Consider the following 16124-nt stretch of genomic DNA (forward strand, 5'->3'; position numbering starts at 1 on the left):
AGCAACTTAATACTATTATATGCGAATACAGATTATAAGTTGTAGTGTTTGTTTAAGAATTTCATAAAGGTTCTAGTCAATTAATTTATGACGAGCATTGAGGAGTATGCCACCAAAGACAATAGAAATAATACCAATAGCTACTCCTGTTACAATGGTTATAACACCAAGGGCAATGCCTGCCTTACCTGACGCACTTACCTTCTTATATAATTTATCATCATATTGTAGCATATGTCTATCTCCTTTCTCTTACAGTAAATACTCTGTCATTATACCATTCTTGTAATAGACATTTCAACTTTTTTATCAAGCTTTTATAGTAACCCTTTGTCCCAGATGGTCATATATTATATTAACTTAATAATTAGGTGGTGACTTTGTGTACGATAAACCAACATCTTACATTAGGCTACTGCATGCGTCTCCAAAAGCACCTCCCGTAGATATCTATTCTGATGAGGATAATATTTTGGCTGATGAATTATCTTATGGAGAATTTACACCTTATCTACCTATAACACCAGGCTCGCATTTGATCGAAGTTTATTTAGCCGATGATGCTAATGATGCACTCATTAGTGAAGAGGTTATGATCCCAGAAAAATATATAGCAACCTTTGCGGTAATTGGCGAAGCACCTAACGTGGAACTCTATGAAATTGAAGACCCTATTGAGCCTTTAAGATCCGACGAAAGTAAATTAAGATTTGTGAATCTCTCACCCAATTCAACACCTTTAGACGTTGTAGCTGAAGAAGGTACAACACTCTTTAACACCGTACCCTACAAAGGTGTATCCAGTTATAGAGTCCTATCACCAAAGACATATACGGTAAATCTTAAACCCTCTGGTTCAGATGAAGCCATCTTGTATGTACCTAATATACGTTTACGTCCTGATGCCTTTTATTCGTTGTATGCCATTGGTTTAGTAGGAGAAAATGAACCTTATATTCAACTGCTTATTCCACTAGATGGCAATACGTATATTGAAACCTAAGTCCATCAGAACGTTATAAAACATGTAATGAAGAGGCCGTTGCATTAGCAGAAGAAATTCCTGTTAATGCAACAGCCTCTTTTTAGAAAAAAGTCAACTATTATACTCATCAAAACCTGCCATCTTGTAATAGACACTGATTCCCAAGTAATAATAACCGGAATCAGAATCTACCGCTAATTCACCTTCTGTCGTTGGAAAATTAGAAACTTTAATGAAACTACCATCTTCTTCAGAACGCCAAGATTTGCCATCTGAATCTAAACTCCCACTAAAAAATTCGTTAATATTACTTCGAATTGGTGATTCACCATATTTATTAATGATCATTTTTAAGACTAATTTAGTGACTCTTTCATATTCATCGTATCTTTCAAACTGGAACACATATGTACCTCTATAAAATCTATCTTTATCAAACATATATTCTACTCTAGCTGTACTGTCTAATTCTGTAAACTTAATTGAATATTTAGGGATTATGATGCTTTGATTACCCCGAATACCAACCGTTACTGGTTCGATTTTGGGTACTAAATTAGAATCTTGAAGCGTTTCTGGTGAAGCTAACCAAGGACAATCACGAAATTTGAAACCTTCATTTGAGGTAATACTTGCTAAGAGATCAGCCTCAATGATGTCATCATACATATTTTCTCTATTCCTCAAGATAAAAAAAAGTATAGAAGCAGTAGCAACAGCAAGTAAAAGAAAGATAATATAGCGTTGTGATTTTTGATTTTTCATGATTTTTCCTTTCAATCTTCTTTACAATAATGATTAAAATAGTTAGTATGATGATAAGTATTACTTTGAATAAATATTCCAAGCTCCTTTAAGGTAGTATGGAACTAGGTCATTTCCAATTGACTTAAAAAAATCAATCAACATAATTAAAGATTAACTATAGCTACTAAATATATTATAAAACACTATTATATTAGCAAATATAGGTATTTATCGCTATTTTTATTATAACTTCAATATATGAATTAAATTCTCTTACATCATTGTTAAAAGGTATATTTATTATAATAATAATTAGAGCTTCAAGACATCTTGGTATTAACACCTATGGAAAAACACGCACTATATTTCATGCAGCTTAAAAAAACTGCCAGTGGTTCATAACCTACTGACAGAAAATACTGTTTATTTTTTTGATTGTCTACTTGGCAAGTGCACCACCAATGCAACTGACTCCTTTGTTATAGACCTTTTATATAATTTTATTGACAACAAAATTATTATCAACTAACAACCAATTTTGTGGTGCTTCTCTTGCAAGTACCCAATAAAAGAAGCCTCTAAGTCCCAACTCTTTCACCAAATTAAACTTAGCTTGTAAGCTTCTGGCATCCTCAAACCATACTTCATGTTCTTTACCTTCTTCGTCCCTGTATCTAAAAAATGGTGACTGAGCTACTGTATCGTATTGGATGCTTTGATTATACTTACGGGCTAAATCAACAGCGTCCACAAAACCAATGGATTTTGCAAATTTACCACCTCTTACAAAAGGTAACGTCCAATCGTAACCGTATAAGGGCATACCCATCATAATTTTATCACTCGGTACCCGTGACATGGCATAGTCCATGACTTTTCTGACTTCATTAAGGGGTGAAACAGCCCTTGGTGGTCCTCCAGACCATCCCCACTCGTAAGTCATGAAGAAGATAAAGTCAACTACTTCCCCTATGGCTTGATAATCATGGCCTTCATAGAGAACGCCCACCTGATCATCTCTAATCTTTGGTGCTAGAGCAACCGTTAAAATATAACGTTCATCTTCTGCTTTCAGACGTGCTTTTGCTTTTTTTAAAAAATTAACATAGGGTATCCGATTTTCAGCGCCTAGATATTCAAAATCAAAATCCAATCCCAAATAACCTTTTTGTTTCATAATACGAATGGCTTCATCCAAGACCTTATCCTGTATAGCTTCGTCACTAAGTATGGCTGTTGCAACTTCTCTACTGAATTGTCCCTCTGTAAAATTTGTAAGTACCATTAAAGGTGCTACCCTTTTTTGATAGGCTGCATTGATAATGGGTTCATCATTTTGAATGGGTTCAATGGAACCATCTTCCTTGACATGATAACTAAAAATATTCACATACGTTAAGTAATCTCCAACTTCCTCTACATAACGAGCCGATTGATCACCTGATATAAGTGGATCAACATAAGCGGCTACTTCAACAATAGACTTTTCTTCATCAGGTATGATGATGCTCATGCCTACTTGAAGGTCAAGGGGATTAGTAATACCGTTAGCTAACTGTATAGCAGAAGCGGAAACACCATATTGTCTGCTTAGTCCATATAAACTATCGCCAGGTTTTATAACATGAACCGTACCTTCGGTAGGAATAACAAGCGTTTGACCAACCACTAAATTAGAAGGGGCATCTAATTGATTAGCCGTAACAATAGCATTCTGAGTAACACCATAACGTCTAGCTAAGGCATTGATTGAATCACCAGATCTGACAGTATATATCTGCATATACGACTTCCTTTTAACCTTTTAGTAAATTATATTCAATCTACATGGCTCGCGTTACATGATCCCCACGACTCATATCCACATGATAGCCTGACTTTTCTATGCGATTTTCAATACACTTGCGACAATGAGCCGCTTCATCGCCTGTACAGATTTTACCATCATATAAGGCATATTTTTCTCGTACATTTGTAGGCGATAGATTAGGCATCACCACGTTAGCACCTGATTTTAATCCCATCTCACGTCCCTTACTATGTAAGGAACCTAAAGCAGTTGTTGCAGGTAATAAAACTTCGGGTAGCAACAAACGGACAAGGGATAATAAAATACACGTCTTTTCAACGGTTCCGCCTTTTTCATGGGCAAGAGGTGTATCCGACTGAGGTATAAAAGGACCAATACCTACCATATGGGGCTCTAACTGCTTTAGAAAAAGCAAGTCCTTTACATAATCTCCGTTGGTCTGACTGGGTAAACCCACCATAAAACCTGCTCCCACTTGGAAACCAATGGCTTTTAAATCCTCTAGACATCGTATACGATTATCATAGCTCATATGAGGGTGTAAACGCTCATACAGTGTTCTTGAATGGGTTTCGTGGCGTAATAGATAACGGTCAGCACCTGCATCATAATATTTTTTATAGGTTGCGTAGCTTTTTTCACCAATGGATAGTGTCACTGCAACATCTTTATACTTTTCCTTAATAGAACGGACAATATCAACTACTCGATCATCGGTATAATAGGGGTCTTCACCACCTTGTAATACATACGTCCGATAGCCTAATTGATACCCAACATCACAACAATGAAGAATCTCATCTTTGGACAGACGATACCGGTCAGCTTCCTTGTTACTTTTTCTTATACCACAGTAGATACAATCACGCTTACAATAATTGGTAAATTCTATAAGTCCTCGCATGTAGACACGGTCATCATAGTGTTGTAATCGGTTACGATTTGCTTTGGTATGTAAATACTGCTTATTCTCTTCATCTAAATTCTCCAGCAGACTTAAGAGATTTTCTCCTGATAATATATGATGGGTATCCAGTTCATCGATTAATGCTTTTATGCCTTCTTTATTCACTCTTTTTCTCCTTTCAGATTAGAATTTTCTTTTCTGTTAGGTTAGCATATCCCTTAACTTATTTGTATCGATAGCAAAACAAAAAAAACGATTAACAAGGGCTGCTTTTACGCGTCCCTCGTTAATAGTTTAACAAATTCTGGCGGATATTTCAATAGAACCTATTCTAACTTTGTATTGATTATCACACACCCCTTGACCACCCCATCATGCCGCCCATAAGATTATGAACACGGTATCCTCTCTTGCCAAGAAAAGATGCTGCTCGACCACTTCTTGCCCCACTGGCACACACAAGAATGATGTCTTTGTTTTCATCCAGTTGTTGTAATTGATCAGGTAAACTACCTAAGGGTATCAATTTAGCCCCTTTGATATGACCCGATGCATATTCATAAGGTTCTCTTACATCTACAATCATGGTATTTTTATTTTTCATCATCTCTTTTGCTTGTGCCACTGTTACACTTTTAAACTTTTTTGTAAATAAGTTTAACATATTAATCTTCCTCTCTATAGTCGATTCATCTATATCTATATATTGTAATATTTAAATATATGGATATTATAACGCGACTGCTATGTGTATGTCAAATGTTTTATCGTTTTTTCAAACCATTCATTCTACAATACAAAGGGCTATCCCATTATCCTATGTGAGATAGCCCTGTGTTATACCATGTTATTTATTTGTATCACGTCATGCGCTTAAACGTTCGATATGCCTACAAGATCTTTTACCACTTCCGATGCTATAATTAAACCGACCACAGATGGTACAAAAGCTACACTGCCTGGAATCTGCCTTCGCTCTACACATGTACGGTCTTTATTGGTACAGATGCAATTGGTATTGCAATTGCTGTCCAGTTGAATAGGTTTCAAAGGTTTTTCCTTAGAAAAAACAACTTTTAAATCCTTGATGCCTCTGCTTCGTAATTCTTTACGCATAACTTTAGCTAATGGACACACCGTTGTCTCATAGATATCTGCTACTTCAAACATGGCAGGGTTTAACTTATTACCAGCCCCCATACTGCTAATAATGGGTATCTCTCTGGTTTTACAACGCTCTATGAGATCAAGCTTAGCTGAAACCATATCAATGGCATCTACCACATAATCATAATCATCTAATAGTAAACGTTCTGCACTAATAGACGTATAGAGTTCTTGATGGGTAATCACGTCTGTTTTGGGATTAATAGCAAGGATTCTTTCTTTCATGGCTGCTACTTTTGCCTGCCCTACTGTTTTTCTTGTGGCATGGACCTGACGGTTCACATTGGTTAGACAAATATCATCGTCATCAATTAATACAATTCGACCTAACCCACTGCGTACTAAGCCTTCTATGGCATATGTGCCTACACCACCAACACCAAATACAGCTACCGTACTACTTTTTAACTGCTCTAAACCTGTTGTACCAATTAACATTTCTGTACGTGAAAATGCATGTAGCATACTAACACCTCATTCTAGTCCTATAATCACTTCCAACTACTAAGACATCATATCGTAAATAAATCGAAAAATCAATCCTTTAATCATCTAACACTACAGGCAGTTTATGAACCCGTTCTATGGTAAAATGCTAATCATTGTTTAGTGGGATGAAATGATGTATAATGATGTCAAAACGTTCATAAAATATGTCCGTTAAGGAGAAGTGCTTATGTCAAAACCCCTTAACCATTTAACCATATGCCGTTATGTATTGCTGCTGGGACCCATTATCGGAACGATACTTAACACATCTGTTTCCGTATATCCACCCTTAGTATTTCTTTCATTATGTCTTTTTATTAATGCACAACTAAGAATAAGGTTGTTTAAAAACCGTCTGTTTTTATGCTCCTTAGGTCTTGAAGTGCTGCTAGTGTTGTATCTTCATGCTCTTGCACCTGGCTATGTTCACCTTGTTTTATTCGCCACATTAATCGATGTTGCCTTACGTCTTAAAAAAGAATCCTATTATATGGTGATTTTAATAGCTGCTGCACTTTTATATACCGTATACCGCTCATTCTCAATGGAATGGGTCATCATCACCCTGTTTTTCTTTCTTATCACTTGCCTACTGCTGCGTCAACTTCGACTGGAATTGGATAAACGGATCAATACAGAGGAACTTTATGATCAGATACGAAAAAACAACTATGAATTAGAATCTGCCAAAGTTCGGTTATTAAATTACGCTAAACAAGTGAAAAAGATTTCCCAATTGGAGGAACGAAACAGAATATCAAGAGAACTGCATGATTCGATTGGTCATGATCTGACAGGTATCCTTATGCAAGTGGATGCCACCATGCACATCATCCCATTAAATCAAGAAAAAGGATTAGACATGCTGTCCTCTGCCTACCAAAATATTCGTCACAGTATTGATAATGTAAGTCAGACTGTACGGAAACTGCATCCTATTACCACCAATCATATGCATGCTTTGAACGCACTTATTGAAAAATTTCAAAAAGACACGGGTGTTCCTATTGCATTCAAGACCACTGGTATGACGTACCCATTGCATCCCAACATAGAAATTGTACTCTATAAAAACATACGGGAAGCGTTAACCAACGCTGTGCGCCATGGACATGTTGAGCACATCCACATTCTCCTGCACTATAACAGCCAGCATATTCAACTGACCATTGACGATGATGGGACGGGATGTTCCAATCTAGAAAAGGGTTTGGGTTTAAAGGGTATGGAAGAACGATTGGAGCTTGTAGGAGGTACCATTGCTTTTTCAGGTGATAAAGGATTTCACATTCATATGACAATACCTAGAAAGGAAGTTGAGTAATATGCCTATCCGAGTTGCCATCGCAGATGATGATGCTTTAATACGAGATAGTCTTAAGATGATATTAGACTTAGACGAAGATATTCAAGTGGTTGGGGTTTGTTCCAATGGAGATGACGTCTACAAACTGTGTATGGAAGTAACCGTTGATGTGATCTTAATGGATATACGCATGCCTGTATGTGATGGCATCGTTGGTACCAAAAAAATTAAACAAGCATTCCCGCATATACACATCCTTATCTTAACCACCTTTCAGGATGATGACTATATCTTTCAAGCATTAAAAAATGGTGCAAATGGCTACCTTTTAAAAAACACACCCTCTACCAAAATTGGCGAACAAATCAAACTTGCCTATACAGGTACCATGCTGATTCATCCAGACATTACCGATAAGCTTTCTGGCATGCTCCGTAAAGAAGAGAGGAAAGATCTTTCGGATTATATGCTAACCCCTAGAGAAATTGAAATCATTGAACACATAAGCGAAGGTTATTCCAATAAAGAGATTGCTAATAAATTATATCTTGGAGAAAGTACCGTAAAAAATTATATTTCGGGTATCCTCAATAAATTAGAACTACGAGACAGAACCCAAATTGCCATTTTTTATTTAAAAAACCGCACATAAAAAAATCTTATGAAGTAGCTTAAGCTACTTTTTTTTCTATGATTTCTTCTAATCTTTAACCAATAGTACTTTTGTACTGATACATCATGACTTATGATACCAGCCCTTACGTCTAAACTTTGGTATACTATGACATAAGCTATGTTTTTTAATGATTAAAGGAATGACTTACTTGTCAATCCATACCATCATAAGGTTTATAGATTGCCTTTACAAATCTAAATATCATGTATAAGGATGTTGCATATGGCTTTGGTAACAATTCACGATCTCACCAAAAGATACGGTCATCATATCGCTGTGGATAATATGAGCTTAGACATTAATAAAGGGGATATTTTTGGATTACTTGGACCTAACGGAGCTGGGAAAAGTACAACCCTTAACATGTTGTGTGGTTTACTAAAAATGGACCGAGGGGATATTGTTATTGACGGTATACACCTTCATCAAAATCCCTTGGAAGCTAAAAAACGACTAGGCTTAGTCCCTCAAGAAATTGCCTTATATGATACCCTGACAGCCCGAGAAAATATTGTATTTTTTGGTAAACTTTCAGGCCTTAAAGGTCATCGGTTAAAAGAACGAACCAATGAGGCTCTGGCATTTGTTGGGCTGACTGAAAAAGCCCATGCTTTCCCCAAAAATTTCTCAGGTGGGATGAAACGCAGACTCAATATTGCATGTGCCTTAGTGCATCACCCAAAAATTATACTGATGGATGAACCCACTGTGGGCATTGATCCTCAGTCAAGATATAATATCTTACAAGCAATCAAACGGCTGAATCAAATGGGGTCTACCATCATCTATACAAGCCACTACATGGAAGAAGTGGAAAATCTATGCTCCAGAATCGCCATTATGGACCATGGTCGTATCATTGCTTCTGGTACGAAAGAAACACTAAAAAAAATAGTAAGCGAACAAGAAAAAATTAGAATTAACTGTACCAATCTTAACTATAATTTACTTTCAGATTTAAAAAAATTACAAGGCATCAAAGCTGTTGATACCCATGACAATACCCTTGAGGTTGTTGCTGAAAATATACAAATCATTTTGCAGGATATCTTTTCTATTTTGTCACAGCATGATGTACGGATTAAAGAGACACAGGTGGTGTCACCAGATCTTGAGACCGTTTTTTTGTCGTTAACTGGCAGAACTTTAAGGGATTAGGGGGAATATAAGTGAACTGGAGAACGCTATTAACCATTACATGGCTGGAGCTCTTAACAACTGTTCGAAATACCGTAGCTTTGGCTTTAACTTTGATCATGCCCTTTTTAATGGTCTTGCTTATGGGAAATGTGATGAAGGATACGTTTAATACAATGGAAAATAACATGGAGGATTCCTACCTTTTACCTGCTCATACCCAACGTATTCTCACAGAAGTCATTCAGGAACATGATGACACCATAAAGGAATCGACCATAACCCATACCCTACAAGAAGTGGATCAACATGACTTTATTATTGAGGAACGTATCCATGAGGGCACTAATCATAACCATCTTACAAGTTTTCAATTTTTCTCTGCCAGTATGTTCGTCTTCTTTGCCTTGACTTCTGGCATGGGCATTGGTTCCAGCTTAATTGATGACAGAAAGAATAAGACATTAAAAAGAATTTACGCCTTTCCCGTAAAAAAAAGTGAGTACCTTTTAGGTAAAATAATCGGTAATGGCATCATTGCTATACTTCAAGCTCTTAGCATCATCTTCATCACACATGTTGTCTTTGATGTGCATTGGGGCAATCAGTATCTAGGTATAACCCTCATACTCCTTCTACTGCTTTTTATCGCTTATGGCTTAGGTATCATTTTATCCATTGTGATGCACTCCAGTGGAGCACTTACTGCAACCCTTACCATTATTCTGTGGTTTATGGCCTTTATCAGTGGGGGCTTTACGGGCTATCCCATATTGGGTTTTGTTAGCAAATTAACCGTTAATCATTGGGCTTTTGACTCCCTTGCTACCCTAATGGCTGGTGGCAAATTACAGGATATTATCCTTCATTTCGTTGTGCTGCTTGGTGTTGCTATGGTTCTATGGAGTATAAGTCTAGCATTATATGATAGGAGAGCTTCTCATGAATAGTTTACGTATTGCGGAAAATGTCATAAAAAGAGCTTTTAGACATAAAAAACAACTCCTCATCTTAATACTGCTTCCGATTATCATAATCGGTATGATGACCAAGCTTATTGATGAGCAAGGGACCAAAAGGGTCTCACAAGTGGGTTATGTCAACCTGGACCATGGCGTTATGGGTGCTTCCCTTATAGATTATTTGAAAAGCCATGTGAATGCAGACTTTATTGAACTGAGTAAAAAAGACTTAGCCACTATTCAAGGGCAAAAAGTTAATGTGACCCTACACATTCCAGAAGATTTTTCACAGGGAATCAGTGAACCACAGATGGGAAACGTAACGCTTCAGTCTACTGAATCCATACCTGTTTATGAAGCACTTAAGGCAGAAACCAATCACTACATGACCAGTTTATACGTTATTGACAAATTGGCAGATACAAGCGTCATACCACATTTCCTAACCAGCATGGAAGATACCAAGCCTGCCAATGCACCTATTACCAATGATGACCTAGAAGCAGATACACCATCTGTAGGTTATGAAGGGCTCCTCATATCCATAGGTTTTATCACCATCTTTATGATGATGCTGATATTAATCACCATGGATACCCTTATAGAAGATAAAAAAAGATTAACCTTAGCCCGGATCTTTTCCCATCCTGTTAAAGAGTGGGAAGTTGTCACAGGTAATCTATTAGGGAGCTTATCCCTTGGTATGCTCCAGCTTATACCCATACTCATCACACTAAAAATAGTCTTTGGAATACCTTGGGGGAATGTGTTTATTGGTATGGCCATCATCTTATTGGCATTCCTAATCATGACTACTTTACTGGGTATCGGGTTAATAGGTATTATTAAGAACAATTTCAATCCTCTGCTCATCATCACCACAGTGGTTATTCCTACGTCAATCCTTGGAGGTACATTTATACCTGCTTCCATGATGCCGGATACGATTAACAAGATTGCCTATATTGTTCCTCAGAAATGGGTCATGGCGTCATTAACTAAAATTTTAGGTGGGGAACCTCTTCATGCTGTGTTGCTGCATATAGGTGTTATCCTTCTGTTTGGACTGGCTTTTGCCACCTTTGGTACACATAGCTTAAAACCCCTTAATGATTAAGGGGTTTTAAGGCATGTATTCGGTTTATAGCGTGTTACCTTTAAGGATGATGTTTATGCATTCATTTGAGCTTGTCCATCATTGGCAGATATGTAGTCCAAAATTGCATCGTGGTTTTCCTTGGATAAAAACAATGTTACAAAATCATGTGGACAATGAATCCCTGTTTTTTCTAGATCAATTAATATATCTTCATATGAAAAATAAAATGTCTTTTCGCACACCTTGTACTTGGCATAATCGCTAATATCAATGGCATAATCATGGCATAGCCAATCCATAATCTTAAAAAAGTACGATTTCACCATGGTTTCTCTTGTTTTAATTAAACTGTAAATGACATTAAATGACTTGTCCATGGTCATGTATTTTAGATATTTGGGCTTGAGTTCCCGAATGGATTCTGTTTTATAAAATAACTTAATATCATAAAATTCTGTCTCTAGAAGCGCCACAATGGGCTTAACATCTAAGTATTTATCTGTACATAAAGTTACTTTTCCCATAATATCACCTTCTCTTACATTGAATTTCATTGAAGTTATCTTGGTTAAACCAACAAGTGGTTTAATCACATATTACCTTTATATTATTATAGCATATTTGTCCACAAAAAAATTAAAAGATAATGTTAGTTTTTGATAAAATGGGCTATCACAGGACTCTTCTATTCTACTAATAATGGTAAAATATTACAATTAGATAACATCCTTTACAAAAACAGTGAAGAAGCGTATACTATTACTGTACTATAACAAGTAGTACACCTAGTACACTTAGTACACCAACCCTACATAAATGGAGGTGGCAACATGATTAACGTTGACCCAAGAAGCAGCACGCCTATCTATGAGCAAATCATCAATGAAGTTAAGACTTCTATTTTAAAAGGCATGTTAGTTCCAGGCGATAAATTACCCTCAGTGCGTCAACTATCTAAGAATCTCATTGTCAACCCCAATACCGTAAGCAAAGCCTATATGGAACTAGAGCGTCAAAAGGTCATTCAAACCTTAAAAGGCAGAGGGACTTATGTTTCCATGGACTATAACCCTACAAAAGAAGCGACTAAAATTAACATTATGAAAAATAACCTAAAAAATATTGTTGTAGAAGCCCATTATATCGGTATAGGAAAACAAGAACTCATTGGGATCATTGAGACAATCTATAATGAAATTGGAGGTAGTCATTCATGTTAAATGTTCAAGGTGTTTATAAACTTATCGATGACAATACCATATTAAGAAATATAACGTTTACCATTCAACCTGGGTCTATCTTCGGTCTCATTGGTCCTAATGGTTCCGGTAAAAGCACACTGCTTCGATGTATTACAGGCATCTACAAGATGGATGCAGGCATTATTGAATTTAATGAGCAGCCTATATTTGACAACACGTTTATTAAAGAAAAGATTGGTTACGTTGCCGATTACAATCACTTTTATGCTACTTATACGGTGCAAGCAATGATAAATTTATTTCATGATAGTTACCCTACCTTTGACCCTGAACGGTTTCGCCAGATGAACGAACTGTTCAAGATTAATAAGCGTATGCTTATTAGCAAATTATCAAAAGGTATGCGTACAAAACTATCTTTGATGCTGGCCCTATCCATTCACCCACACTTGCTTATTTTGGATGAACCCACCTCTGGTTTAGATCCTGCAAGTCGTCGAGCTGTACTGGATATGCTGTTAACTGAAGTATGCGAACGGCAAATTGCCATATTGATTGCCTCACATAACCTGAGCGAAGTGGAACGTATCTGTGATGTTATCGGCATACTAAAAGAAGGTACCATTGAATACACCAACTCCTTAGAAAACATGAAGAAAAACATTCGAAAATACCAGTTTGTATTAAAAGAAGATGTACCAACAGATTTTTCGTCCATAGAAGGTACCATTAGTTATAAACAAAAAGGGCGTGTCCATTATCTTGTAACCAAGGATAATGATAAGTTTGAGCTAGCCATGCGTGATGTTAATACGCATTTCATAGAAGAAATTGATTTAAGTCTTGAAGATATGTTTATTTATTCTACAGGAGGTATAGAACATGGTGAATAAAACCTTATTTCTAAAAGATTGGAAAACTTTGAAATGGAATAGCCTGTTATTCTTTTTTATACTGTTTACTGTAAGGATTATTCCAGCTTATATCCATCTCTATGCCTATACCCATACGAAAGGTACTGCTCATGTCAGTGACCCCTATACATTATGGGATATTTTTAGAGTTAATCTTCTAAATGTGAACTTAAGTCATACACTCATTAATGTAGCTTTTGTTATCCTTACAGCCTTTATACTTTTTTATGATTCTCGTAGTGGTTCTTATTCCTTGTTGGCGTCTATGCCTTTTAACCGACAAGAAATCATTGTAACGAAATTGGTATCCGGCGTTGTATCCATTTTGATGCCTTATGTTTTTTTACTGTTATTCGGCATAGGTATCTACTATACGTACATCAACAATACCGTGGTTGGAAGTCCTGACATTCTATTTAATTTAGCCAAATGGTTTTTAATGGTACTCCTTGTCTACCTGACCATATTTTTAATGGCCATGATGTTTCAATCCCTCTTGGGGAATCAGATTATCGCAGCAGTGATTACAGGAATTATGCTCATCTTCCCTATTGGGTTCTTAGGCATGATTCAACTGTTAATTAATCAATTAACTGGAGGGGTAGCGTACAGCCTGTATCATCTAGGTCAAAAATTAACCATTGTTGACTATATAGCCGGCTTTCATCGAGATTATCTTTTTAAAGTTATTTTACTTGTCTTCTTGAGCATTGTATTTACAGAAATAACATACCTGGCTTATTCACGTAATCAATTTGAGAAAAATGGCCAATTTTCCATGTTTCTGCCTTTGGAAAAAGTCTTCGTTGTTTGCTTCTCTATATGCACAAGTTTATTAGTGACTGTTATTTTGAGCATGTCCAGCTCATTCCGTTATTTTGGTATCAGCAGTTTGTTTTTATTAATATTTGGTTTTGCCGTTGGCTTACTCTTTTCTATTATCTTGATTAAACTCTTGAAAAGACTCAGCCACCGGCCCAAATAATAACATGAATCAATTATGAAAGATTTACAAGGAGGTTGTATATGAAATTATCTGTATTAAAATCATGCCTGGTTGGCCTAATAGGCATCATGCTAACCGTGGTCATTGTTGGGTGCTACTCTGGAGGGGGAGAAACCATCAATGAAGACGTTACTTTAGAGAACATGGACCTTGAGAAACTTGCAACATATAAGAAATCCTATGTTGGTGATAACAGCGCTGTTGGTAATATCCTTGACAGGCTATTGGGTAACAAGTACCGGCAAACATTTTCTTTAACTGAGGACAGCATCACATCACACTATGGGTTAAGTGATTCCACAAAAGAAGAGGAAAAAACTGAACTTGAAGATGCTTTAGAAGGTTACGTTGAAGATCATGGTAACCAATTGTTTTTTAACAATGCCCTTGCGCTATTTATTCTCGTTCAGAATGTGGATGTGGTTACCTTTGAAATTGATACGCAAACACCTGTTACCTTTACTGTAAACCGTGATGATATGCATAACTTATTGGAAGTGGATGACTTGCAACATTATGCTGAAGACATAGAAGCATGGCAACAGCTCATTGACCAAAAGATTAAAGCCTTATCAGATGATACGATTCAATGGATTCAAGACCATACGCAATAATTCTCTGGCTTCGTTTTGAATTATTAATTTTTTATTAAAAGACAGGTTCAATAAATCACATTTGCTCACACCGACATACCATATATAGTTGACCCAAGATGAAGACCACAAGATATTGTGGTTTTCTTTTATTAACATTTTGTTAAAATATCAACTGACATTAAAACCCATATTTTTTATATATAGTCATTTATAGCAAAAAATGCTATAATTTTTAGTGATATGTTTTACCATTGCTTATGGGGAATTTTCATTTTCAACCTATATGATAACACCAGAACACAATATGTCATGTCCCAACCAGACAATTGTCATGTGTTTATATTTTTTATGATGAGGAGATTCTCGAGGTTATATTTGGAGAAAGGAGGAGTATATTGAGCACAATTATTAAAATCAAAGATTTACGAAAAGTATATCGTATGGGCAACGAACGGGTTGTAGCTCTTGATAACATTAGTCTTGATATTAATAAAGGTGAGTGTTGTTGCATTCTAGGTACATCAGGTTCTGGAAAGTCAACACTTTTGAACATGATTGCTGGTCTTGAAAAACCAACAAAAGGCCTTATTAATGTTAAAGGTAATCGCATTGATAAAATGAATGAAAAGAAAGTAACGAAATTTCGTCAAAAACATGTAGGTTTTGTCTTTCAATCTTATAATCTATTACCCAACTTAACCGCCCTTGAAAATGTTGCCATGCCTCTCATCTTTACGGGCATGCCTAAGAAAAAAAGGGAAAAAGAAGCCAAACGTATGCTTAGTGCTGTAGGGCTAGGTGACCGTCTGCGTCATAAACCATCTCAAATGAGTGGTGGTCAGCAACAGCGTGTCAGTATCGCCCGAGCCTTTGTTGGCACCCCTGAGATTGTATTTGCCGACGAACCAACAGGTAACTTAGATACCAAAACGACCATGGAAGTCATGAAATTAATCACGACGATTGCTAAAGACAATAATCAAACATTGATTATCGTCACCCATGACGTGGAAACATCTGTCTATGCTAACCGTGTTATACATGTTAGAGACGGACTGATTGAAAGTATAGAAATGAATGAAATTGAAGAAGTTGAAGAAAAGAAACAGGAGGCTTAACCC

Annotated in this window: 18 protein-coding genes; 11 read left to right on the plus strand and 7 right to left on the minus strand. The window is 36.5% G+C overall.

What is annotated here, in order from left to right:
* Window positions 1-72: 72 nt before the first annotated feature.
* Window positions 73-234, minus strand: a complete 162-nt coding sequence (locus tag HZI73_RS19925) for a hypothetical protein (protein ID WP_212695118.1) — start codon at window positions 232-234, stop codon at window positions 73-75.
* A gap of 148 nt (window positions 235-382) precedes the next feature.
* Here HZI73_RS19925 and HZI73_RS19930 point away from each other — a divergent pair, with 148 nt between their 5' ends.
* Entirely contained in the window at window positions 383-1003 is a 621-nt protein-coding gene (locus HZI73_RS19930; RefSeq protein WP_212695119.1) for a DUF4397 domain-containing protein, read from the plus strand.
* Between the two features lie 93 nt (window positions 1004-1096).
* Here HZI73_RS19930 and HZI73_RS19935 read toward each other — a convergent pair whose 3' ends face one another.
* The 5 genes from HZI73_RS19935 to HZI73_RS19955 all read right to left on the minus strand — a co-directional run bounded on the left by HZI73_RS19935 (window position 1097) and on the right by HZI73_RS19955 (window position 6081).
* Entirely contained in the window at window positions 1097-1750 is a 654-nt protein-coding gene (locus tag HZI73_RS19935; RefSeq protein WP_212695120.1) for a hypothetical protein, read from the minus strand.
* Between the two features lie 472 nt (window positions 1751-2222).
* Entirely contained in the window at window positions 2223-3515 is a 1293-nt protein-coding gene (locus tag HZI73_RS19940; RefSeq protein ID WP_212695121.1) for a glycosyl hydrolase family 18 protein, read from the minus strand.
* Between the two features lie 40 nt (window positions 3516-3555).
* A complete protein-coding gene (gene hydE / locus HZI73_RS19945; RefSeq protein WP_330619604.1) occupies window positions 3556-4614 on the minus strand; it encodes a [FeFe] hydrogenase H-cluster radical SAM maturase HydE in 1059 nt (352 codons plus the stop codon).
* A 184-nt stretch (window positions 4615-4798) separates the two neighbouring features.
* Window positions 4799-5113, minus strand: a complete 315-nt coding sequence (locus HZI73_RS19950; protein ID WP_212695122.1) for a rhodanese-like domain-containing protein — start codon at window positions 5111-5113, stop codon at window positions 4799-4801.
* A 209-nt stretch (window positions 5114-5322) separates the two neighbouring features.
* Window positions 5323-6081 (minus strand): tRNA threonylcarbamoyladenosine dehydratase, encoded by a 759-nt coding sequence (locus tag HZI73_RS19955; protein ID WP_212695123.1) that lies wholly within the window; start codon window positions 6079-6081, stop codon window positions 5323-5325.
* Window positions 6082-6292: 211 nt separating this feature from the next.
* Between HZI73_RS19955 and HZI73_RS19960 the strand changes: the two genes are divergently transcribed.
* From HZI73_RS19960 to HZI73_RS19980, 5 genes are all read left to right on the plus strand, one after another.
* On the plus strand, window positions 6293-7429 hold the full coding sequence (locus HZI73_RS19960; protein WP_212695124.1) for a sensor histidine kinase: 1137 nt from the start codon (window positions 6293-6295) through the stop codon (window positions 7427-7429).
* A 1-nt stretch (window position 7430) separates the two neighbouring features.
* Window positions 7431-8063: a response regulator transcription factor gene (locus tag HZI73_RS19965; RefSeq protein WP_212695125.1), complete on the plus strand. Its 633-nt coding sequence runs from the start codon at window positions 7431-7433 to the stop codon at window positions 8061-8063.
* 246 nt (window positions 8064-8309) lie between these two features.
* Complete coding sequence (locus tag HZI73_RS19970; protein WP_212695126.1) at window positions 8310-9245, plus strand: ABC transporter ATP-binding protein; 936 nt, start codon at window positions 8310-8312, stop codon at window positions 9243-9245.
* An 11-nt stretch (window positions 9246-9256) separates the two neighbouring features.
* The gene (locus HZI73_RS19975) at window positions 9257-10174 is read left to right on the plus strand and encodes an ABC transporter permease (RefSeq protein ID WP_212695127.1); all 918 of its coding nucleotides are present in this window, start codon (window positions 9257-9259) and stop codon (window positions 10172-10174) included.
* Window positions 10167-11303, plus strand: coding sequence for an ABC transporter permease (locus tag HZI73_RS19980; RefSeq protein ID WP_212695128.1), 1137 nt, complete (start codon window positions 10167-10169; stop codon window positions 11301-11303). Before HZI73_RS19975 ends, HZI73_RS19980 begins: the two co-directional genes overlap by 8 nt.
* Before the next feature lie 53 nt (window positions 11304-11356).
* Here HZI73_RS19980 and HZI73_RS19985 read toward each other — a convergent pair whose 3' ends face one another.
* On the minus strand, window positions 11357-11839 hold the full coding sequence (locus HZI73_RS19985) for a hypothetical protein (protein WP_212695129.1): 483 nt from the start codon (window positions 11837-11839) through the stop codon (window positions 11357-11359).
* Window positions 11840-12115: 276 nt separating this feature from the next.
* On the opposite strand from HZI73_RS19985, the gene HZI73_RS19990 reads away from it, so the two are divergent.
* The 5 genes from HZI73_RS19990 to HZI73_RS20010 all read left to right on the plus strand — a co-directional run bounded on the left by HZI73_RS19990 (window position 12116) and on the right by HZI73_RS20010 (window position 16121).
* Complete coding sequence (locus HZI73_RS19990) at window positions 12116-12505, plus strand: GntR family transcriptional regulator (protein ID WP_212695130.1); 390 nt, start codon at window positions 12116-12118, stop codon at window positions 12503-12505.
* Window positions 12499-13380: an ABC transporter ATP-binding protein gene (locus HZI73_RS19995; RefSeq protein ID WP_212695131.1), complete on the plus strand. Its 882-nt coding sequence runs from the start codon at window positions 12499-12501 to the stop codon at window positions 13378-13380. The genes HZI73_RS19990 and HZI73_RS19995 overlap by 7 nt, the downstream gene beginning before the upstream one ends.
* Window positions 13370-14386 carry an ABC-2 transporter permease gene (locus HZI73_RS20000; protein WP_212695132.1) on the plus strand — a complete coding sequence of 339 codons (1017 nt, stop codon included), beginning with the start codon at window positions 13370-13372 and terminating at the stop codon, window positions 14384-14386. The genes HZI73_RS19995 and HZI73_RS20000 overlap by 11 nt, the downstream gene beginning before the upstream one ends.
* A gap of 41 nt (window positions 14387-14427) precedes the next feature.
* A complete protein-coding gene (locus HZI73_RS20005) occupies window positions 14428-15021 on the plus strand; it encodes a DUF4825 domain-containing protein (protein ID WP_212695133.1) in 594 nt (197 codons plus the stop codon).
* Between the two features lie 422 nt (window positions 15022-15443).
* Window positions 15444-16121, plus strand: a complete 678-nt coding sequence (locus HZI73_RS20010; protein ID WP_212698878.1) for an ABC transporter ATP-binding protein — start codon at window positions 15444-15446, stop codon at window positions 16119-16121.
* The last annotated feature ends 3 nt before the right edge of the window (window positions 16122-16124 follow it).

The organism is Vallitalea pronyensis (genome assembly GCF_018141445.1).
GTDB lineage: Bacteria > Bacillota > Clostridia > Lachnospirales > Vallitaleaceae > Vallitalea > Vallitalea pronyensis.